Here is a 20,885-nt window from a genome sequence, read left to right on the forward strand (position 1 = left end):
TGTCATACGCCGACGCATGCCGCGGTGGGGGCTTCCGCGGTGCGGCCGAGCTCGAGTCGGAGCCCGGATCGCGGCCTGAGCCGGGGCGCAGGCCCCGACTCAAGCCCGGTTCAGCGCCGGTTCAGGCTCCGCGGGAGGCCTCGTGGGAGGCCGCGCCGCGGCTGAAACCGGCCTCGAACCCGCGCTCGAAGGCTCGCTCGGCGTGAGCCTGGCCCGCGTGGCGGCCTCCGGGGCCGAATCCGTGCCCGCCGAAGCCGGGCCCGAAGCCGTGCCCGCCGAAGCCGGGGCCGAAGCCCCCGCGGAAGCCGGGGCCGAATCCGTGGCGGCGCGGGCCGAACTCGCGGCCGGGCCGCGGCGTCCGCTCGTCGGGGTCCCAGCCGAGCTCGCGAGCGATCGCCTCGAGGCTCGCCGTGGTGGTGGCGAAGTCCTCGTCCGAGACGGCCGCGCCGAGGCGGGTGCGGATGTCGGAGATGCGCTCCGAGAGCCGGGCCTGTGCGGCACGCCCCTCGTCGCTCAGGCGCCAGGCTCCGTCGACCTGGGTGATCCAGCCCCGCTCGGCGAGGCGGTGGAGCTTCTTGCTGCTGTGTCGCGCCATGCGCGCGGTCACGGCGGGCGCCGTGGTGTCGTCGGCGAGGAGCGTCAGCAGACGCATGTCGCGCCGCGAGACGTCCTCGGCTCGGAAGGCCGTGTCGAACTCCCGAGCGATGAGGTGGTCCACGACGCGCACGAGGCGGCCGAACGGAAGGGGGGTGGTGGCTGTGGTGTCGATGTTCTCCATGAGGAGTCCTTTCGGGTGATGTCTGGTGAGGTGTGGGGGCGTCTCCGTCGGAGCCGCTCGAAGCATGTAATAGTGCATGCACATGCAGTATGACATGCAATCTCGAAGCATGTCAAGTCGCATGTAAATTGGATGCCATGACCGAACCCACGCCCGCCGAGCTCGACGCCATCGCCGCCGCCCTGTCGCGCCTGCGCGGTCGGGGCCCCGGGAGATTCGGGCCGACCGGCCCCGACGGCGGCCCCGGGGGACCGGGCGGCTCGTCCGGCGCGGGCGGCCCCGGCGGGTTCGGCCGCGGCGGAGCGGGCTTCGCCCGCGGGCACGGCCACCCGGGCCACGGCTGGATGCGCGGCGAGCGGGATGCCACCCCGCCGGGGGCGCGGATCGGCGGCCCGGCGCGGATGCGGCTCCTCGAGACGCTGGCCGCGGCATCCGGACCGCTCAGCGTCAGCGAGGTGGGCGCGGCGATCGGCGTCGACCAGCCGCGCGCTTCGCGCCTCGTGCAGCAGGGCGTCGACATGGGGCTGCTGCGCCGCGAGGCCGACCCCGACGATGCGCGCCGCACGCGGATCGCGTTGACGGATGACGGGATGCGGGTCGCGCGGGGGTTCCGGGGGCAGCGCCGCGAGCACCTGTCGCAGGCGCTGTCGGACTTCACTCCCGAGGAGCGGGCCGAGTTCGCCCGGCTCCTCGGCAAGCTGGCCGACGCCTGGCCCGATCACCGCTGACCCGCCGCCGCCGGGCGCGTCACCGCCGCACGCGATCACAGCAGACCCCGTCCCGACGCCGAGCACACGCGCCGCGATCCGCGCAAGCCCCGGCATCCGTCCCCGGCGGCGCACGATGACTCGCTACCGTTGAAGGATGACCGAGTCACTCCCGGCCGCAGATCCGCTGGCCTCCCGTCCTCTCGCCCGCTGGGTGTTCTGGCCTGCGGCGATCGTGATCGTCGGCGTCGCGGCGTTCGCGATCACGGTGCCCGAGGTGGCCGAGGAGACCTTCGCCGCGATGCAGGCCACGATCGTCCGCACCTTCAGCTGGTACTACGTCCTCATCGCGGCGTTCTTCGTCGCGTTCGTCCTCGTCCTCGGGTTCAGTCGGTTCGGCGACATCAAACTGGGCAAGGACGACGACGAGCCGGAGTTCTCGACCGGGGCGTGGTTCTCGCTGCTGTTCGCCGCGGGCATGGGCATCGGCCTCGTCTTCTACGGCGTCAGCGAGCCGCTCAGCCACTTCATCTCCCCGCGCCCCGGCGTCTCGGGGACCGACGCGCAACTCGCCCAGAGCGCGCTCGTGCAGACGTATCTCCACTGGGGCGTGCAGGCGTGGGCGATCTACGTCGTCATCGGGGTGGCCCTCGCCTATGCGATTCACCGGCGGCGGCGTCCGGTTTCGATCCGCTGGGCCCTCGAGCCGCTCCTGGGCAAGCGCGTGCGGGGCACGTGGGGCAACGTGATCGACGCGCTCGCCCTCGTCGGAACGGTCTTCGGCGTCGCCACCTCGCTCGGACTCGGCGTGCTGCAGATCGGCGCGGGATTGGATGCCGCCGGGTTCGGCAGCCCCGACACGTTCATGCAGATCCTCATCATCGGGGTCATCACGGTCTTCGTCCTGCTTTCGGTCCTCTCCGGCGTCGGTCGCGGCATGAAGTGGCTCTCGACGGGCAACCTGATCCTCGCGGGGGTGCTTCTCGTCTTCGTCCTCTTCGTGGGGCAGACGGAGTACCTGCTGCGGGAGTGGGTCCAGTCGATCGGCGCCTACCTGCAGAACTTCGTGGGGCTGAGCTTCACCGTGAGCGCGTTCCAGGGGGAGGCGGGCGAGCAGTGGCAGGCGGCCTGGACCTCCTTCTACTGGGGCTGGTGGATCTCCTGGGCCCCCTTCGTGGGGATCTTCATCGCCCGTGTCAGCAAGGGACGCACCGTCCGAGAGTTCGTCCTCGGCGTGCTGGTCGTGCCCACGCTCGTCGGCGTGCTGTGGTTCGCCGTGCTCGGCGGCTCCGCGCTCGCGCAGGAGATGCGGGAGCCCGGGTCGATGCTCGCCGCCGACGGTTCGGTGGACCTCCAGGGCGCGCTGTTCCAGCTCTTCCAGCATCTGCCGGCGACGCAGGTGCTCACCATCGGCGCGATCATCCTGATCGGCGTCTTCTTCGTCACCTCCGCCGACTCCGGTGCGCTCGTGATGGGCATGATCGCGACGGGCGGAGATGCCGAGCCGAAGCGCTGGATCCGCGTGTTCTTCACCCTCGCGACCGCGGTGCTCGCCGTGGCGCTCCTCCTCGCCGGAGGACTGTCGGCGCTGCAGACCGCGGCGATCACGATCGCGCTGCCCTTCAGCGTCGTCATGCTCCTGATCTGCTGGGCGACCGTGATCGCCTTCCGCCGCGAGCGTCGTGTGTACGAACGCGCAGAGCGCGCCCAGCTCGTCGACTACGTCGGCGAGCGGTACGGGCTGGACGTCGAGTCGGGCAACGAGCAGGGCGTCCGGATGCCCGGCTGGCTGCGTTCCCGACGGCGCCCGCCGTCCTGAACCCTCGACCCGGGGCATCCCGGGCGCGGGTCAGCTCGGGCGGACGTGGCGCGGCAGGCGCACGAACAGCAGCAGCACGAGTCCGGCGAGAAGCACCAGCGCAATGCCGAGGATGCCCCAGTAGGTGGCGCCGAACAGGGCGATGAACAGGGTCCACATCGCCGGGGAGATGAAGCTCGCGACGCGGCCGGTCGTGGCGTAGAGGCCGAAGATCTCGCCCTGCATCCCGGCGGGCGTGACCCGGGCGAGCAGGGAGCGCGATGCCGCCTGCGCCGGTCCCACGAACGCGCACAGCAGAAGGCCGCCCGCCCAGAACGGGGCTTTGCCGCCGTCGTGCAGCGCGAACACGGCGAATGCGATCACGACGAGGCCGGTGAGGGAGGTGACGATCACCGCGCGGGCGCCGAACCGGTCGTCGAGGCGCCCGGCGATGATGGTCGAGACCCCGGCGACGAGGTTCGCGGCGATGCCGAAGATCATGACCTCGTTCGGGGAGAACCCGAAGCCCACGGCGGCGAGGACGCCGCCGAACGCGAACACGCCCGCGAGGCCGTCGCGGTAGACCGCGCTGGCGACGAGGAACCAGAAGGTCGGGCGGTGCTCGTGGAACAGCCGCACGATGTCGCGGATGAGCTCACGGTAGGCGGCGAGGATGTTGATCCGCTGCGGGGTGCCCCCGCGCGCCGGAGGTTCGGGGACGTTGAGGAACAGGGGGATCGAGAAGACGACGGTCCAGACGGCGCAGCCGACCGCGATGAGCCGGTAGGCGAGTCCGCCCGAGGTGTCCATGCCGAACCAGTCGGCGAAGGTCAGTGAGATGACGATGCCGAGCGCCAGGATGCCGCCGATGTAGCCGAGTCCCCAGCCCAGGCCGCTCACGCGCCCCACCGTTCGCGGCGTCGACACGCTCACGAGGAGGGCGTTGTAGTTGACGCCCGCGATCTCGGAGATGACGGCGCCGATCGAGACCATGATCGCCCCGTACCAGAAGTACACGGGGTCGGCGAAGACGAAGAAGAGGCTGAACTGGACGAGTGCGAGGAGCACCGTTGTGACCAGCAGCCAGCGCTTCTTGCGGCCGGCGCGGTCGGCGAGCTGTCCGAGGACGGGTGCGACCAGCAGGATCAGGATGCCCGCGAGGGTGGAGATGAGCCCGTATCCGCTCGACAGGTCGGCGAGGGCGCGCTCCTTGACCGGGTCATCCTTCGCGAGCGCGGCGATGTCCGCCGGCAGGAAGGTGTCGGACACGAGGTAGAGCGAGACGAAGACGAAGGTGAGGATGACGGAGTTGAACGGCTGGGTCGCCCAGTCCCACATCGCCCACGACCGCACCTGCCGCCGGGGCACCTCGCGGTCCGCGCTCGAGTCCTGGAAGACCTCGCCGATGGCGCCCAGTGCGCGGGTGTCGGCGGGCATCGGAGGGGTGCGGGAGGGGTCCATGTCGGTCATGCTGAAGCCCTTCGATGAACAGGTGGTGACGACGCCGTCACGGTGCCTGCCCAGACTATGGCCGTGCGGGCGGATACCGTGGTCACATGGCATCCGACACCGCGCCCGATCAGGCCGAGACCGACAGCGCTCCGACGACCCCCACCTTCGCCGACCTGGGGCTCGACGCGCCCGTCCTCAAAGCGCTGAAGGATGTCGGGTACGAGACCCCCTCGGCGATCCAGGCGGCGACGATCCCGCCGCTGCTGGCCGGCCGTGACGTGCTCGGTACGGCTCAGACCGGCACGGGAAAGACCGCGGCGTTCGCGCTGCCGATCCTCTCGCAGCTCGACCTCTCGCAGAAGACCCCGCAGGCGCTCGTCCTCGCGCCCACCCGCGAGCTGGCGCTGCAGGTCTGCGAGGCGTTCGAGTCGTACGCCGCCCATCTGAAGGGCGTGCACGTCCTCCCCGTCTACGGCGGGCAGGGCTACGGCCAGCAGCTGTCGGCGCTCCGCCGCGGCGTGCACGTGGTCGTGGGGACGCCCGGCCGCATCATGGACCATCTCGACAAGGGCACGCTCGACCTGTCGGAGCTCCGCTTCCTCGTGCTCGACGAGGCCGACGAGATGCTCAAGATGGGCTTCGCGGAGGATGTCGAGACGATCCTCGCCGACACCCCCGCCGGCAAGCAGGTGGCCCTCTTCTCGGCGACCATGCCGGCGCAGATCCGCCGCCTCGCGGGCACGTACCTGAAGGATGCCGAGGAGATCAACGTCAAGGCGAAGACCTCGACCGCGACCAACATCACCCAGCGCTACCTCGTCGTCTCGTACCCGCAGAAGGTCGACGCCCTCACGCGCATCCTCGAGGTCGAGAACTTCGAGGGCATGATCGTCTTCACCCGCACGAAGAACGAGACGGAGACGCTCGCCGAGAAGCTCCGGGCCCGCGGCTACACCGCGGCGGCCATCAACGGCGACGTCGTGCAGGCGCAGCGCGAGCGCACGGTGAACCAGCTCAAGGACGGCAAGCTCGACATCCTCGTCGCGACGGATGTCGCCGCGCGCGGCCTCGACGTCGAGCGCATCAGCCACGTCGTGAACTTCGACCTGCCGATCGACACCGAGTCGTATGTGCACCGGATCGGGCGCACCGGCCGCGCGGGACGCTCGGGGGACGCGATCAGCTTCGTGACCCCGCGTGAGCGACGCATGCTGACCTCCATCGAGAAGGCGACGCGCCAGCCGCTGACGGAGATGGCGCTTCCGACCGCCGACGACGTCAATGCGACTCGCCTCACCCGCTTCGACGACGCGATCACCGCCGCGCTCGCCGACACCGCCCGCATCGACCGCTTCCGCGACATCATCAACCACTACGTGACGCACCACGACGTGCCCGAGGCCGATGTCGCCGCGGCGCTCGCGGTCGTGTCTCAGGGTGAGACGCCGCTGCTGCTGGATGCCGCCGACGACGAGCCCGCGCGCCGCGACCGCGACCGTTTCGACCGCGACCGCACCCGGGACCGCGATCAGGGAGATCGGGGCGACCGCGGCGACCGCGGCGACCGGCCCCGCCGCGAGCGCAGCGGCGGCGCGACGGCGACGTACCGCATCGAGGTCGGCCGGCGTCACAAGGTCGAGCCGCGTCAGATCGTCGGCGCGCTCGCGAACGAGGGCGGCTTCCGCCGCGAGGACTTCGGTGCGATCCAGATCCGGCCGGACTTCTCGCTGGTCGAGCTCCCCGCCGACCTGCCGCGCGGGGCGCTGGAACGGCTCGCGAACACGCGCATCAGCGGCCGCCTCATCGAGATCAAGCCCGACAGGTTCCAGCGCTCCGCGAAGCGCCCCGACCGGGGCGACCGCCCGGATCGCCGCCCTCGCGACTGACCCGTCCGCCCTTCGCAGGCGTCGCCTTTCGACGCCTGCGAACCGGTGCTGCCGGGAGACGGGCAGGCGGGCTCACGCGAGAGTTGAGCCGATTCATATCAAGTTCACTTGACACTCCGCTTCGAGGTCGGTAACGTGGCATCCATCACAAGTTGAGCCTTTACGACTCAACTCGCAGACTTCCATGATCACCGAACAAGGAGAAACACACATGGCACGTGCAGTGGGTATCGACCTCGGTACGACGAACTCCGTCGTCTCCGTCCTCGAGGGCGGCGAGCCGAAGGTCATCGCCAACGCCGAAGGCTTCCGCACGACCCCCTCGGTCGTCGCGTTCACGAAGGACGGCGAGGTGCTCGTCGGCGAGACCGCCAAGCGCCAGGCCGTCACCAACGTCGACCGCACGCTCTCGTCGGTCAAGCGCCACATGGGCACCGACTGGAAGACGCAGTCGATCGACGGCAAGCAGTACACGCCGCAGGAGATCTCGGCGCGCATCCTGCAGAAGCTCAAGCGCGACGCGGAGACGTACCTCGGCGACTCGGTGACCGACGCCGTCATCACCGTCCCCGCCTACTTCAACGACGCCGAGCGCCAGGCGACGAAGGATGCCGGTGAGATCGCCGGCCTCAACGTCCTGCGCATCATCAACGAGCCCACCGCCGCGGCCCTCGCGTACGGCCTCGACAAGGGCAAGGAGGACGAGCTCATCCTCGTCTTCGACCTCGGTGGCGGAACGTTCGACGTGTCGCTGCTCGAGGTGGGCAAGGACGACGACTTCTCGACCATCCAGGTGCGCGCCACCGCCGGTGACAACCGGCTCGGCGGCGACGACTGGGACCAGCGCGTCGTGGACTACCTGATCAAGCAGTTCAAGGACACGACCGGCGTCGACGTCTCGGGTGACAAGATCGCTCTGCAGCGCCTCAAGGAGGCTGCCGAGCAGGCGAAGAAGGAGCTCTCGTCCTCGACGTCGACCTCCATCAACCTGCCCTACCTGTCGCTGACCGACTCGGGCCCCGTGTCGCTGTCCGAGACGCTGACCCGCGCGAAGTTCGAGGATCTCACCAAGGATCTCCTCGACCGCACGAAGAAGCCCTTCAACGACGTCATCGCCGAGGCGGGCATCAAGGTCGGTGACATCGACCACGTCGTGCTCGTCGGCGGCTCGACGCGCATGCCGCAGGTCACCGAGCTCGTGAAGCAGCTCACCGGCGGACAGGAGCCCAACAAGGGCGTGAACCCGGACGAGGTCGTCGCCGTCGGCGCCGCCCTGCAGGCCGGCGTCCTGAAGGGCGAGCGCAAGGACGTCCTCCTCATCGACGTGACCCCCCTGAGCCTCGGCATCGAGACCAAGGGCGGCATCATGACGAAGCTGATCGAGCGCAACACGGCCATCCCGACCAAGCGCAGCGAGACCTTCACGACCGCCGACGACAACCAGCCGTCGGTCGCCATCCAGGTCTTCCAGGGCGAGCGCGAGTTCACCCGCGACAACAAGCCGCTGGGCACGTTCGAGCTGACCGGCATCGCGCCGGCGCCGCGCGGCATCCCGCAGGTCGAGGTCACCTTCGACATCGACGCGAACGGCATCGTGCACGTGTCCGCGAAGGACAAGGGCACGGGCAAGGAGCAGTCGATGACGATCACCGGCGGCTCGTCGCTGCCGAAGGACGACATCGAGCGCATGGTGCGCGAGGCCGAGGAGCACGCCGCGGAGGACAAGACCCGCCGCGAGCAGGCCGAGGTCCGCAACCAGGCCGAGACGCTGTCGTACTCCATCGAGAAGCTCATCAAGGACAACGAGGACAAGCTCCCCGCCGAGGTGAAGACCTCCGTCCAGGCCGACGTCGACGCGCTGAAGACCGCGCTCGCGGGCGAGGATGAGGATGCCGTGAAGAACGCGTTCGACAAGCTCAACGCCTCGCAGCAGCAGCTCGGTGAGGCGATCTACGCCTCCGCGCAGGCGGAGGGCGAGCCGGCCGACCCGACCGTCGCCGACCCGGGGAACGGCTCCGTGCCGAACCCCGAGGAGGACGTGATCGACGCCGAGGTCGTCGACGACGAGGACGAGAAGAAGTAAGAATCGGATCATGAGCGACAAGGACTTCGAGAACACCGAAGTCCCCGGTGACGAGGGGTCGGATGCCACGGCATCCGACCCCGAGTCGCAGGGGGACAACCCGACCGACGGGGACGAGCTCACCGTCGACGACATCATCGACGCGCCGCAGACCGACGACGCCGCCGCGGCCGACGCGTCGCCGGAGGACCGCGACCTGCTGCTGGACCTCAAGCGCGTGCAGGCGGAGTACGCCAACTACCGTCGGCGCACCGAGGAGCAGCGCGAGGTCGAGATCTCCCGGGCCAAGGGCTCGGTGGCGAAGGGGCTGCTGCCGGTCCTGGACGACCTCGACCGCGCCGAGAAGCACGGCGACCTCGCTGAGGGATCGGCGATCGCCGTCATCGCGGAGAAGCTCCGCGGCGTCGTCGCCCGCTTGGGCGTCGAGACGTACGGTGTCGCCGGTGACGTCTTCGACCCGAAGCAGCACGAGGCGATCTTCTACGCCCCGAACCCCGGAGGCGTCGAGGATGGAACGATCCTCGACGTGGTCGAGGTCGGCTACCGTCTGGGCGACATCGAGCTGCGCCCGGCGAAGGTCGTCGTCGCCGGTTCCGCCGAGTAACGGGAGGGGGTGCCGATGGCCAGTCAGGACTGGTTCGACAAGGACTTCTACAAGGTGCTCGGGGTGTCCAAGGACATCTCTGCGGCCGATCTGAAGAAGGCGTATCGCAAGCTGGCGCGTCAGTACCACCCGGATTCGACTCAGGGGGACGCCGCCAAGGAGGCGAAGTTCAAGGAGATCAGCGAGGCCTACTCGGTGCTCTCCGACAAGGATCACCGTGAGGAGTACGACCAGATCCGTGCGATGGGATCGGGCAGCGCCCGGTTCCAGGCGCCCGGGTCCGGCGGCGCGGGCGGGTTCGAGGATGTCTTCAGCCGCTTCGGCGGCGGCCGCGGCGGCGGGTCGTATCAGAGCGCCGACTTCGACGACCTGTTCGCGATGTTCGGTCAGCAGCAGGCGCCCGGAGGGTTCGGGTCGGGCCGCTTCGGTCAGTCGACCGGCGGATTCCGCGGGTACGGCGGCCCGCAGCGCGGGGCGGATGTCACGGCGCGGACCACGCTGGACTTCCAGACCGCGGTGCGTGGGGAGACGATCTCCCTCGCGGGGGAGGACGGCAAGCCGTTCAAGGTGAAGATCCCCGCGGGGGTCGCCGACGGGCAGAAGATCCGGCTGCGCGGGCGGGGTCGTCCCTCGCCCGACGGCGGCGAGGCCGGCGACATCGTCGTGCAGGTGACGGTGCGTCCGCACCCGGTCTTCACGCGCGATGGGCTGAATCTGCGGGTGACTGTTCCGGTGACCTTCACCGAGGCCGCGCTGGGCGCGACCATCGAGGTTCCCACGCTGGGTGGTGACCCCGTGAAGCTGCGCGTGGCGCCCGGCACCCCGTCGGGTCGCGTGCTGCGCGTCAAGGGGCGCGGCGTGGCCTCGTCCAAGGGCACGGGCGACCTGCTCGCCGAAGTCCAGGTCGCGGTTCCCACGCACCTGGATGAGAAGGCGAAGGAGGCGCTCGAGCGCTTCCACGAGCTCGAGCCTCGGGAGAACCCGCGGGCCGATCTCATGAGCAAGGCGCGGGAGTAGCCATGACGGACGTCGAGGTGGACGAGGAGGCCCCGATCTTCGCGATCGCGGTCGCGGCGGAGCTGGCGGGCATGCACCCGCAGACGCTCCGCCAGTACGACCGCCTCGGCCTCGTCGTCCCCGCGCGAACGCAGGGCGGGTCGCGGCGCTATGCGCTCCGTCACGTCAAGCAGCTGCGCGAGGTGGCCGCGCTGTCGGCAGAGGGGATGAGCCTGCCGGCCATCTCGCGGCTCATCGAGCTCGAGAACACCGTGCGCGCGCTGCGCCGTCAGGTGTCCGAGCTCGAAGCGCGGCTGCGGGCCGAGGACGACCGCCGCTCCCGCGTCTTCGCGGCGGGCTCCACCGGCTCCGTCGTGACGCTCCGCCACGGAACCCGCGTACGGCGGGCGACCGAGCTGGTGGTGTGGCGGCCGCGGGAGCCCGAAGGCGAGTGATCGCCGGCTGTCCGACCCCCGAGCTCGTCGAGGGGTCGCCGGGACGTTACGCTCGCGCCCCGTCGCCGCGGGCGACGAACGCGTCATAGTCGGCGCGCGAGAGGTCGGCGTATGCCTCGCCCCAGGCCAGGATCGCCTCGCCGATGATGCGGCCGCTGCCGATGTAGGCGGTGACCGCGGCGGCGCCCGGCGACTGGCAGTGGGCGCGAGCGAGCATGGCGGCGCACGTCTGCGCGTAGCGCCGGAACGGCAGGTCCTCGAGCGTTTCGACCTCGATGCTCACCTTCATGTCGCGGAACTGGCGGAAGTAGAAGTCGCGGCCGGTGATCATGTGGCCGAGGAAGGGATCCGAGACCCCCTGCAGGATCCGCTGCAGAGCGACCACGCGAGCGCCCTGGCCGCCCTCCCGGATGACCGCGCTGAGGTGGTCGGGCTGAGGCTGGCGCCCGTACTCCTCGAGCACGCTGCGACCCGCCTCCTTCGTCTGCAGGATGAGGGGATGCCCCGCGGCATCCTGCAGCACGGTGACATAGCACCGCGTGCCCACGCTGCCGACGCCTACGACGCGGCGCGCGGTGTCGGAGGCCGTGTACTGCTGCAGCAGCACCGCGATGTCGACGTTGGTCGACCGGCGGTAGGCGTCGACGTACTCCTCGACCCGCTCGGTGATCTCCGGCGCGGCGTGGGTCATCGTCGGCGGCGTCTCGATGAAGCGGAGCCGGCCGTCCTCGCCCACCTCGGTGAGCTTGCGCGCGGCGCGCTCGCCCGTGCGTCTCTGCGCTTCGCGCATCACGGCCTTCACGACGGCGCGGCTGCGCCGGTCGAGGTCGCCGAGGCTCCGGCTGACGTCGAAGTGCTGGTAATAGCGCTCGAGTGGGCTGAGCCGCACGCCTGCCGCCATCGATCGGGCGTAGGTCCGCACCGTCGCGAGCGCCGTCGTGCGCACGACGTCCGGGTCGCGGTTGGTGGCCCGCCCGGCGATGATCACGCTCGCGACGAGGCGCTTGAGGTCCCACTCCCACGGTGCCCATGCCGCCTCGTCGAAGTCGTTCAGGTCGAACACGAGCGTCCGCTGCGGGGAGGCGTAGAACCCGAAGTTCGCGACATGCGCGTCGCCGCAGGAGGCGACGAGGATGCCGCTGGAGGGGCTCGCCGCGAGGTCGGCGGCCATGAGCGCCGCCGTGCCGCGGTAGAACGCGAACGGGCTCGCCGACATCCGCTGGGTCCGCAGCGGAACGAGCTCGGGGACCCGCCCCGCATTCTGCGCGTCGAGGATGCCGAGTGGGTCTCGGCCACCTGTGACCAGGTCGCCGAGGCTGCGCCGTGGCGCGGTGCGCCGCCGCTCCCGCCCGGTCGCGAGCGGGTCGGTCATCGGCGGTGCGGCGGCGGGCGGCGTGGTCACGTCGTCATCTTCGCATCGCGGCGGGCCCGCTGTTGTCTCCCGCGGGGACAGGCGCGGGTGGTTGACTGGACCGGTGGATCTCGTGGCGTGCGACCCGGCAGATGTCGAGGCGCTGACGGCGTTCCTCGCCGGAGTCGATCTGACGCTGAGCGGCCTCGATGCGCCGAGCGTGCGGCTGTGGGTCGAGCGCGACGGGGCGGGTGGGGTCGTCGCGAGCACGGGGTACGAGATCAGCGGGGACGGTCGCCACGCGCTGATCCGGAGTGTCGCCGTCAGCCCGGCGGAGCGTCGGCGCGGGCACGGCAGCATGCTGGCGCGCTTCGCGCTCGAGCGTGCCGCCGTCGAGGGAGCGACGATGGCATGGCTGTTCAGTCGTCGCTCGGGTCCGTTCTGGCAGGGCCTCGGCTTCCAGCCCGCGGACCGGGAGGAGCTCGCCGATGCGCTCGCTGACACGCACCAGGTCCGGCTGTTCCGACAGACCGGGCAGCTGCACCGCGAGGTCGCCTGGTCGCGCCCTCTGACCCGCCCCCGTTTCGACGCCGACTCCCGTAGCCTGGCCGCGTGAAGCGTCCCCCCACACCGCCCCCGACCCCCGCCACTCCCGCGGCGCCGGCCCTCGCCCCGGCGCTGACGACGCTGCTCACCCTCGCTGCCGCCGTCATCGCCCTCGCGGGGCTCTTCTTCGCCCGCGAGCTCGTCGGGCCGCTCGCCCTTGCCGCGGTGATCGCGATCATCTGCCACCCCGTGCGCCACCCGCTCGAGCGGCGGGGGTGGCCGAGCTGGCTCGCGACGACGGCGGTGGTCGCCGTCGCCTACGCGGTGCTCGCCGCGATGGCCGCCATGCTCGTCTACGCAGGCACCGCGTTCGTCGGACTGGTCCGCGACTCCGCCGACGACCTGGCCGCAACGGCTCAGAGCCTCGTCGCCTGGCTGCGGAGCCTCGGGCTGCAGGAGCAGGCGACGGATGCCGCGAACTCGGTCCTCGATCCGTCGACACTGGTGAGCTTCGCGACCTCTCTCGGCGGCAGCGCGCTGGGCGTGCTCACCGCGTTCTTCTTCGTGCTCGCCTACGTGATCTTCATGGCGGCCGACGGCGCACGCTACTCGCGCGCCGGCGAGACGTTCGGACCGCGGATCCGGCCGACGGTGGAACGCTTCCAGACCTTCAACCGCAGTGTGCGTCGCTACTACGTGGTCAACGCGACCTTCGGTCTCGTCGTCGCGGTGATCGACGGGCTGGCGCTGTGGGCCCTCGGCATCCCGATCCCCATCGTCTGGGCGATCCTCGCCTTCGTCACGAATTTCATTCCGAACATCGGGTTCGTCGTCGGCCTGATCCCGCCGGCGCTGCTCGCCCTCGTCGTCGGCGGCTGGCCGCTGATGCTCATCGTCATCGCCGTCTACTGCGTCGTGAACGTCACGCTGCAGGTCATGGTCCAGCCGAAGTTCGTGTCGGATGCCGTGGATCTCAGCCTCACGCTGAGCTTCTTCTCGGTGATCTTCTGGACCTTCGTCATCGGACCGCTCGGTGCGATCCTGTCCATCCCGCTCACTCTCCTGGCGCGCGCCCTGATCCTCGAGCGCGATCCGCAGAACTGGTGGCTGCTGTGGCTCTCCGGCGACCGGACTGCGCGCCCCCCGGGCGATCCGGCACGCTGAGTCGCGTGCGCGCGTGCCGCGCGTCAGCTCGAGGGCGTCGCCGCACTGCGGGCGAGGGGACCGGTGAGATAGCGCTGGATCGTCGGCCCGATGTCGGCGGCCAGTTCGTCGGCGGATGCCGAGGCGATCGGCTCGAGTTCGATCACGTACCGGGTGAGGATGAGTCCGACGATCTGACTGGCGACCAGGGCGGAGCGGTGACGCGCATCCTGTCCACCGCCGACGCGCTCCCCGATCCGGTGCAGGATCTCGCGCGAGACGAAGCCCACGAGCAGCGACGACGTGCGACGGGTGCCGATCACCGCGCGCAGCAGCGCCACCCCACGGGTGCGGAACGCGGGGGAGTCCCACAGGCCCACGACGAGCCGCACGAGCCGCTCGCCGGCCGTATCGAGGTCACCCTCGAGGGCCGCGCCGACCAGCTGCGACGGGTCGACGGGCACGTCGACCGTCGCGGTGAACAGCGCCGATTTGGTGCCGAAGTAGTGGTGCACGAGCGCCGCATCCACGCCCGCGGCGTCCGCGATGGCCCGCATCGTCGCGCCATCGTATCCGCGGGCGCCGAACTCCGTCGCGGCCGCCGCGAGGATGCGCTCCCGCGCGTCGCTCGCCCCGCCACGCGGGCGCCCCCGGCGCCGCGGCGCGCGGGACTCGGGAGGTGGAAGGCGGTCCGATGCGACGCCGCTCCCGTTCCGGCTTGCGCCGTGGGCGACGTCGGTGCGGGCGCGGCGGACGATCTGGTGCGGGAGAAGGGCCACATTCCGGACGCTCCTCTCGTGCGGTACGCCCCGGCGGGGACGGACTCGAGGCTAATGGCCATCCGCCTCCGTGTCTGCCTCTCCGGCCCGGGCGGCCACACAGCACACCCCCACCGGGTGACCCGAGCGGATGCCGAGACCGGCGCGGGTCGCAGTTCGCTAGCGTGTGAGCGTGCGGCAGAAGCTGAGGGCGGTCTTCTCACGGCGGACGCTCGGCGCGGACCTGCGCGCGGGGGTGGTCCTCGGAGTCGAGAGCGTCCCCGACGGCCTGGCTTCGGGGTTGCTCGCGGGCGTGAACCCCCTCGCCGGACTCTACGGCTACCTGTTCGGCATGGTCGGGGCGGCCTTCTTCACGAGCAGCGCCTTCATGGCCGTGCAGGCGACGGGGGCGATGTCCCTCGTCGTGGCCGATGCCGGGCTGGAGACGCGGCCCGATCCCGATCGCGCCCTGTACACCCTCGCCATCCTCACGGGCATCATCATGATCGTCGCCGCCCTGATCGGCGCGGGTCGGCTGGTGAGCTTCGTGCCCACCGCCGTCATGACGGGCTTCGTCACCGCCGTCGGCGTGAACATCGTCCTCGGGCAGCTGTCCAACTTCACCGGGTACGGCGCGCAGGGGGCGAACCGCATCGCCAAGACGATCGACGTCCTCCTCCATCTTCCGCGGTGGAGCCTGGGCGCGGTGATCGTCGGAGCGATCACCGTGCTCATCATCGTGCTGCTGGCTCCCACGAGGGTCGCGGGGATGGGACTGGTCGTCGCCGTGGTCGTCGGGTCCGCGGCCGCCGCGCTCCTCGACATCTGGATGTCGACGTCCGTCGTCGTGCTGGATGACCTCGTGGAGGTGCCACGAGGCCTGCCGCTGCCTGTCCTCCCATCGCTGGATGACGTGGTCTTCCTCATAGTCCCGGCGTTCTCGCTGGCGTTCGTCGGCATCGTCCAGGGGGCGGGGGTCTCCGCCGGGATCCCGACCGTCGACGGCAAGCCCTCCGACCCCTCGAAGGACTTCCTCGGCCAGGGGATCGGCAACGTCGCCGCCGGGCTCTTCCGCGGCATGCCCGTCGGGGGGTCGATGTCGGCATCCGCGCTCATCGTGGCGGCCGGTGCGCGCACGCGTCTGGCGCTCGTCGTCTCCGGCATCGTCATGGCGATCGTGCTGTTCGTCGCCTCGGATCTGGTCGCGTATGTCGCCATGCCGGCCCTCGCCGCACTGCTGATCGTCGTCGGCGTGCAGACCATCAAACCGAGCCGGGTGTACTCGGTGCTCAAGACCGGACCGCTGCAGAGCACGATCATGGGTGTGACGTTCGTGCTGACTCTCCTGATCCCCCTGCAGTTCGCTGTTCTCGTGGGGGTGGGTCTCGGGATCATCCTGTTCGTGGTGCAGCAGTCCAATCGGGTGCGCGTGCGTCGTGTCGATCTGCTGGCCGACGGCCGGATGCGCGAGTCCGACCCGCCGAGGGTGGTTCCCGGTGGCGCGGTCCTCGTGCTGCAGCCGTACGGGAGTCTGTTCTTCGCGAGCGCCCCGACGGTGCAGAAGCAGCTCCCGGCCGCGACCGGCGACTCGCGCCACGCGGCCGTCGTGGTCAGACTGCGGGGCACGGATCAGATCGGATTGGCGTTGATCGACGTGCTGCGCCGCTACGCGGCGGAGCTGGTCGCCGTGGATGCGAGCCTCCGTATCGTCGCGAGTGAGCAACGCGTGCTGACGCAGCTGCGGCGCAGCGGGCTGTCCGGCGACCTCGGGCCCGACCGCGTGTACGAGGGCACCGAGTGGATCGGGAAGAGCCTGCGCGTCGCCGTCGCCGACGCCCAGGACGAGATCGACGCGCGGCGCGGACGGCCGGGCGGCAGCGACTGACGCGCGGCACCGTGATCATCGGGATGATGCCGGATGGACTGCGCGCGCCGCCCGCGTGCGGTCAGCTCGGATCCAGGCGCAGCACATCGCCCCCGCCGACGAGCGGGACATCGTCCACGAGACGCAGGGAGCGGGCCAGATCGTCGAGGGCGCGCTCGGCGGTGCCGAAGCTCGTGCGATCGCCGCCGATCGCGGTCAGCGTCACGAAAGCCGAGCCGGTGTCCCACGTGTAGGTCACGGTGGGCGGCGGGGGAGGGTTATCCGATCCCGCGCCCTGCGTCGCCGGCAGCGGCGCCGCGAGCTTCTCGCCCGCGCCGAGGGAGGGCGTGCGGAACTCCTCTGTGTCGTCGTACTCGATCGGCATCATCGCGCGCGCCGTCCGCAGCTGCGCGGTCGCCTGCTGGACCTGCGCGAGCGCCACGACACGCTCGGGATCGTTCTTCCACACCCAGACGAGCACCCGCCCGTCCGCCCGCCGAAGGAGCGCCGGAACGGCTTGGCTCATCGCCCACGCCGCGACCCCTCGACCGGCTCGGGGGCCGGCACCGGCTCGGGGGCCGGCGGCGGCACCGGGACCGCCCATCATGGCGCCCGCGTGCGTCAGCAGCATCGCGATGGCGCGCTTCCGGTGGCGTCGTCCGCGCAGTCCGAACGATCCGGTGACGGGCACCCAGATCGCGGGGTCGGCATCCGCCTGCAATCGCATCATGCGTCCAGGGTAGGCGGCGCGCGCGACAGGCCCGAAAAGGGCGCTCGGGTAGACTGGGCGGGTCGTCGACACATCCGTCGCCCCGCCGCAGAGTTAGGCAGCCACCCACCCGTGACTTCCCCCGCGACACCCCCCGCCAGCCCCGGGAGCGAGTCCGCCCGATCCGACGCGTCCTCGCGCGAGCCGCTGACGGTCGTCATCGCCGCCGACACCTTCGCGCCCGATATCAACGGCGCCGCGCGCTTCGCGGAGCGTCTCGCGGCGGGTCTCGCCGGCCGCGGCCACCACGTGCACATCGTGACTCCGAGCGTCGGCTACCGCAACCACGGCGTGTTCACCGAGAACATCGAGGGCCAGGACCTCACCGTGCACCGCCTCCCCGGCGTCCGCTGGCCCCCGCACGACTGGCTGCGCTTCGTGTGGCCGTGGCGGGCGAAGCACTACGCGCGGAAGATCCTCACCGACGTGAAGCCCGATGTCGTGCACAGCCAGTCGCACATCGTCATCGGCCGCGGACTCACGCGCATCGCACGCCAGCGCGGCATCCCGGTCGTGGCCACCAACCACGTCATGGCCGAGAACATCATCGACTTCACGACCCTGCCGCCTGTGCTCGACAAGGTGGTCGTCAAGCTCGCGTGGGACGACGCCAAGCGGACCTTCGACATGTCGCGCGCCGTGACGACGCCGACGCGCAAGGCGGCGGAGTTCCTCGAGCAGACGATCGACATCCAGGGCGTCATCCCGATCAGCTGCGGGATCGACAAGCGCAACTACACGCCGGATCTCACCCCTCGACAGCACCACCGCGTGCTGTTCGTCGGCCGCCTCACGACCGAGAAGCATGTCGAGGTGACGCTGCAGGCCGTCGCGCGGCTCGCCCCCGAACTGCCCGACATCACCTTCGACATCGTCGGCGGCGGCGACCAGCGCCGCAACCTCGAGCAGACCGTCCAGCGCCTCGGCATCGAGGACCGGGTCGTCTTCCACGGCCGCGTCGGCGAGGAGGAGCTGCGCGCCTCGTACGGCACGGCGGATGTCTTCGCGATCGCCTCGATCGCCGAGCTGCAGTCCATCGCGACGATGGAGGCCATGGCATCCGGACTGCCGATCGTCGCCGCCAACGCCGTCGCCCTGCCGCACCTCGTGCAGGACGGCGAGAACGGCTACCTGTTCGAGCCCGGTGATGTCAGCGACCTCGCCGACAAGCTCCGCCGCGTCCTGACGGCGAGCCCCGAGGAGTACCTGCGGATGCAGGAGGCATCGCTGAAGGGCGTCGAGATCCACGACATCGAGCGGACCCTCGACACGTTCGAGAAGCTGTACCGCGGCGAACCGCTCGCGGGCTGAGAGGCGAGCGATGCGCCTGCTCTTCGACGCGCGGTACATCCGCACCGACTTCCACGACGGCATCAGCCGGTATTCGGCCGAGCTCGCCGCCGCCGTCGCGACCCAAGCCCCCGAACGCGGCGTGCAGGTCGTGTTCCTCATCCACGACGAGGCGCAGCTCGCGTTCCTTCCGACCGGGGCGCGCACCCTCCGCATCCACCCGCCGACCGCGGTGCGCGAGCCGTTCACGGCGCTCCTGCTGAACCGTCACCGGCCGGATGCCGTGTTCTCGCCGATGCAGACGATCGGATCCGCCGGCCGCAGGTTCGGGCTCATCCTGACGTTGCACGACACGATCTACTACCGTCATCGCACCCCTCCGCGCGACCTGCCGTGGTACGTGCGGCTCGGGTGGCGGCTCTTCCACCTGTCGTACGTCCCGCAGCGGCTGACGCTCGACGCCGCCGACGTCGTCGCCACGGTCAGTGAGACGAGCGCCGCGGAGTTCGCGCGAGTCCGCCTCACGAAGCGGCCGGTCGTCGTCGTCCCGAATGCGCCGCAGCGTCTCGCGGAGCTGCTGCCGGATGGTGTCGCGGAGGGGGCGTCGGTGACCCCCGGCACCCGGAACCTCGTCTACATGGGCTCGTTCATGCCATACAAGAACGTCGAGACGCTGATCCGCGCGGTCGGGGAGCTCCCCGGTCGGACGCTCCACCTGCTGTCGCGGATCTCCCCGCACCGCCGCGCCGAGCTCGAGGCTCTCATCCGGCCCTCCGGCGGCGACGTCGTCTTCCACGGCGGCGTGACGGATGCCGAGTACGCGCGCCTCCTCGCGCGCGAGGCCGTGCTCGTCTCGGCGTCCCTCGACGAGGGCTACGGACTGCCCGTCGCCGAGGCGCTCGCTCTCGGCGTCCCTGCCGTGGTCACCGACATGCCGATCTTCCGCGAGGTGGCCGGGGCCGGGGCGCTGTACGCGCCGGGCGAGGATGCCGCGGCCTTCGCCGCCGGCATCCGCGCCCTCGACGACCCCGCTCGTCGCGCCGAGGTCATCGCCGCAGGGACCGCGCACATCGCACGCTTCGACTGGGGCAGGTCCGCGAGCGTGCTGCTCGACGCCGTCGCGACGTTGCCCACGCGGGGCTGACGGCGCACGTCTCCGCGCTCAGGCGGCCGGCCGTCCGGTCGCCGCGCGCAGCGACCGCCCGTCCTGCTCCGGGAGCTCGGCCAGCGCACGACGGAGCGCGTCGGATGCCGCCTCCGAGAAGACCGCTCCGCGGTCCTCGGCCGCGATCGCCAGCGCGGAGAGGGTCTTCTGCAGCCGGATGGCGACTTCGACCATCCCCGCGCCATCGCGCGAGACGGGGCGGAACCCGTCCTCGACGAGGTCCTTGAGGCGCACCGCCTCGACCTCGACGTGCGGGTAGCGGATCTCGTCGGACGGCGTCTCGCCGAGCGCCGCCGTGAACACGCGTTGCAGCGCTCCCAGCACGTCGATCGCGGTTCCGGGGTCGTTCGTCGAGGGGGAGAGGGCGCGACTCGCGATCTCGGCGAGGGCGATGACCCCCAGCCGGGGGTCCTGGTCGTAGGTGCGGTGGCTCTCGATCTGGAACGCCCGGCGAACGGCGGCGGTGTCCTCCTCGGAGAGGGCGCCTTCCGCCACATGCACGAGGGGGCCTGCGGCGTCGGCCATCCCACCCGGAAGAGTCGCCACAGCCAGCCGCGTGCGGGAGCGCTCCGCGATGCGCTCGAGCGCGGCGATGTCGACGAACGCGACGTAGCCCGTCGTCTCGCCGAAGATCGGCCGGCCGTCCTCGGCATCCGCCCGGCGCGGCGTCGCGTAGGCGGTGGGAGCGCTCGCCCACTGCCGGAGGGACTCCGTCGCCGCCCGTTCGGTGCGGTCGATGACATCCGACATGCGACCGAAGCGCGTGAGGTGCGAGATCCATCGCAGCAGGGTCACGACGACGACCGCGATGACGACGAGGGTGCCGAGGAAGAGGACGGTGCGTCCCTCGTCGGTGTAATAGCCCGTGGAGAGGGCGATGATGCCGACGAGCGAGAACACGAACGATCCGACGAAGGTGGACAGGACGTTCTGCGACGTCGTGTCATCCATGAGCAGCTGCGTCGCGCGGGGTGTGGCGTGAGTCGTGGCCGAGGAGTAGGCGGTGACCATGGCGGTGAGCGAGAACGTCGTCACCGCGAGCATCGAGCTGGCCAGGATCTGCAGGATCGACCCGACCGAGCCCTGACCGAGATCGATCGTGAGGTTCCACGGGAGCACGGTGCCGAACGCCCCGGCGACGAGAGCGAGGGCCACGGCCCCCAGCGTCAGCAGCGCCGCGCGGAACCAGATCCGGCGTGCCAGTCGCCCGAGGAAAAGCGTCGTTCGTCCCATGACCTCT

At 70.8% G+C, this 20,885-nt stretch carries 18 protein-coding genes; 12 read left to right on the forward strand and 6 right to left on the reverse strand.

Features of this window, described 5'->3' with window-relative positions:
• Positions 1 to 121 precede the first annotated feature (121 nt).
• Positions 122 to 778 (reverse strand): winged helix DNA-binding protein, encoded by a 657-nt coding sequence (locus J0P97_RS08330; protein WP_215487308.1) that lies wholly within the window; start codon positions 776 to 778, stop codon positions 122 to 124.
• A gap of 137 nt (positions 779 to 915) precedes the next feature.
• Here J0P97_RS08330 and J0P97_RS08335 point away from each other — a divergent pair, with 137 nt between their 5' ends.
• Together J0P97_RS08335 and J0P97_RS08340 are read left to right on the forward strand one after the other, a co-directional pair.
• Positions 916 to 1,506: a MarR family winged helix-turn-helix transcriptional regulator gene (locus tag J0P97_RS08335; protein WP_215487309.1), complete on the forward strand. Its 591-nt coding sequence runs from the start codon at positions 916 to 918 to the stop codon at positions 1,504 to 1,506.
• A 136-nt stretch (positions 1,507 to 1,642) separates the two neighbouring features.
• Positions 1,643 to 3,304 carry a BCCT family transporter gene (locus J0P97_RS08340; protein WP_215487310.1) on the forward strand — a complete coding sequence of 554 codons (1,662 nt, stop codon included), beginning with the start codon at positions 1,643 to 1,645 and terminating at the stop codon, positions 3,302 to 3,304.
• A gap of 30 nt (positions 3,305 to 3,334) precedes the next feature.
• On the opposite strand, the gene J0P97_RS08345 is transcribed toward J0P97_RS08340, so the two are convergent.
• Positions 3,335 to 4,753 carry an MFS transporter gene (locus J0P97_RS08345; protein WP_215487311.1) on the reverse strand — a complete coding sequence of 473 codons (1,419 nt, stop codon included), beginning with the start codon at positions 4,751 to 4,753 and terminating at the stop codon, positions 3,335 to 3,337.
• Between the two features lie 86 nt (positions 4,754 to 4,839).
• Between J0P97_RS08345 and J0P97_RS08350 the strand changes: the two genes are divergently transcribed.
• The 5 genes from J0P97_RS08350 (at position 4,840) to J0P97_RS08370 (ending at position 10,759) form a co-directional block, all read left to right on the forward strand.
• Positions 4,840 to 6,621, forward strand: a complete 1,782-nt coding sequence (locus tag J0P97_RS08350) for a DEAD/DEAH box helicase (RefSeq protein ID WP_215487312.1) — start codon at positions 4,840 to 4,842, stop codon at positions 6,619 to 6,621.
• A 211-nt stretch (positions 6,622 to 6,832) separates the two neighbouring features.
• On the forward strand, positions 6,833 to 8,704 hold the full coding sequence (gene dnaK, locus J0P97_RS08355; protein WP_215487313.1) for a molecular chaperone DnaK: 1,872 nt from the start codon (positions 6,833 to 6,835) through the stop codon (positions 8,702 to 8,704).
• 10 nt (positions 8,705 to 8,714) lie between these two features.
• Positions 8,715 to 9,308: a nucleotide exchange factor GrpE gene (locus J0P97_RS08360; RefSeq protein ID WP_215487314.1), complete on the forward strand. Its 594-nt coding sequence runs from the start codon at positions 8,715 to 8,717 to the stop codon at positions 9,306 to 9,308.
• Between the two features lie 15 nt (positions 9,309 to 9,323).
• Positions 9,324 to 10,325, forward strand: coding sequence for a DnaJ C-terminal domain-containing protein (locus J0P97_RS08365; protein ID WP_215487315.1), 1,002 nt, complete (start codon positions 9,324 to 9,326; stop codon positions 10,323 to 10,325).
• 2 nt (positions 10,326 to 10,327) lie between these two features.
• Complete coding sequence (locus tag J0P97_RS08370) at positions 10,328 to 10,759, forward strand: heat shock protein transcriptional repressor HspR (RefSeq protein WP_215487316.1); 432 nt, start codon at positions 10,328 to 10,330, stop codon at positions 10,757 to 10,759.
• 46 nt (positions 10,760 to 10,805) lie between these two features.
• Here J0P97_RS08370 and J0P97_RS08375 read toward each other — a convergent pair whose 3' ends face one another.
• A complete protein-coding gene (locus tag J0P97_RS08375; protein WP_308163520.1) occupies positions 10,806 to 12,161 on the reverse strand; it encodes a DUF2252 domain-containing protein in 1,356 nt (451 codons plus the stop codon).
• A gap of 73 nt (positions 12,162 to 12,234) precedes the next feature.
• Between J0P97_RS08375 and J0P97_RS08380 the strand changes: the two genes are divergently transcribed.
• Positions 12,235 to 12,726 carry a GNAT family N-acetyltransferase gene (locus J0P97_RS08380; protein ID WP_215487317.1) on the forward strand — a complete coding sequence of 164 codons (492 nt, stop codon included), beginning with the start codon at positions 12,235 to 12,237 and terminating at the stop codon, positions 12,724 to 12,726.
• The gene (locus J0P97_RS08385) at positions 12,723 to 13,820 is read left to right on the forward strand and encodes an AI-2E family transporter (RefSeq protein WP_215487318.1); all 1,098 of its coding nucleotides are present in this window, start codon (positions 12,723 to 12,725) and stop codon (positions 13,818 to 13,820) included. The genes J0P97_RS08380 and J0P97_RS08385 overlap by 4 nt, the downstream gene beginning before the upstream one ends.
• Before the next feature lie 23 nt (positions 13,821 to 13,843).
• Here the strand turns inward: J0P97_RS08385 and J0P97_RS15915 are convergent, their stop codons facing one another.
• Complete coding sequence (locus J0P97_RS15915) at positions 13,844 to 14,578, reverse strand: TetR/AcrR family transcriptional regulator (RefSeq protein ID WP_308163522.1); 735 nt, start codon at positions 14,576 to 14,578, stop codon at positions 13,844 to 13,846.
• 172 nt (positions 14,579 to 14,750) lie between these two features.
• On the opposite strand from J0P97_RS15915, the gene J0P97_RS08395 reads away from it, so the two are divergent.
• Complete coding sequence (locus tag J0P97_RS08395) at positions 14,751 to 16,442, forward strand: SulP family inorganic anion transporter (RefSeq protein ID WP_215487319.1); 1,692 nt, start codon at positions 14,751 to 14,753, stop codon at positions 16,440 to 16,442.
• Positions 16,443 to 16,503: 61 nt separating this feature from the next.
• Here J0P97_RS08395 and J0P97_RS08400 read toward each other — a convergent pair whose 3' ends face one another.
• The gene (locus J0P97_RS08400) at positions 16,504 to 17,151 is read right to left on the reverse strand and encodes a hypothetical protein (RefSeq protein ID WP_215487320.1); all 648 of its coding nucleotides are present in this window, start codon (positions 17,149 to 17,151) and stop codon (positions 16,504 to 16,506) included.
• A gap of 111 nt (positions 17,152 to 17,262) precedes the next feature.
• Here J0P97_RS08400 and J0P97_RS08405 point away from each other — a divergent pair, with 111 nt between their 5' ends.
• Both J0P97_RS08405 and J0P97_RS08410 read left to right on the forward strand, forming a co-directional pair.
• A complete protein-coding gene (locus J0P97_RS08405) occupies positions 17,263 to 18,501 on the forward strand; it encodes a glycosyltransferase (RefSeq protein WP_215487321.1) in 1,239 nt (412 codons plus the stop codon).
• 10 nt (positions 18,502 to 18,511) lie between these two features.
• Positions 18,512 to 19,624 (forward strand): glycosyltransferase family 4 protein, encoded by a 1,113-nt coding sequence (locus J0P97_RS08410; protein WP_215487322.1) that lies wholly within the window; start codon positions 18,512 to 18,514, stop codon positions 19,622 to 19,624.
• Between the two features lie 18 nt (positions 19,625 to 19,642).
• Here J0P97_RS08410 and J0P97_RS08415 read toward each other — a convergent pair whose 3' ends face one another.
• Positions 19,643 to 20,878, reverse strand: a complete 1,236-nt coding sequence (locus J0P97_RS08415) for a DUF2254 domain-containing protein (protein ID WP_215487323.1) — start codon at positions 20,876 to 20,878, stop codon at positions 19,643 to 19,645.
• Between the last annotated feature and the right edge of the window lie 7 nt (positions 20,879 to 20,885).

The organism is Microbacterium flavum (genome assembly GCF_018717645.1).
Classification (GTDB): domain Bacteria; phylum Actinomycetota; class Actinomycetes; order Actinomycetales; family Microbacteriaceae; genus Microbacterium; species Microbacterium flavum.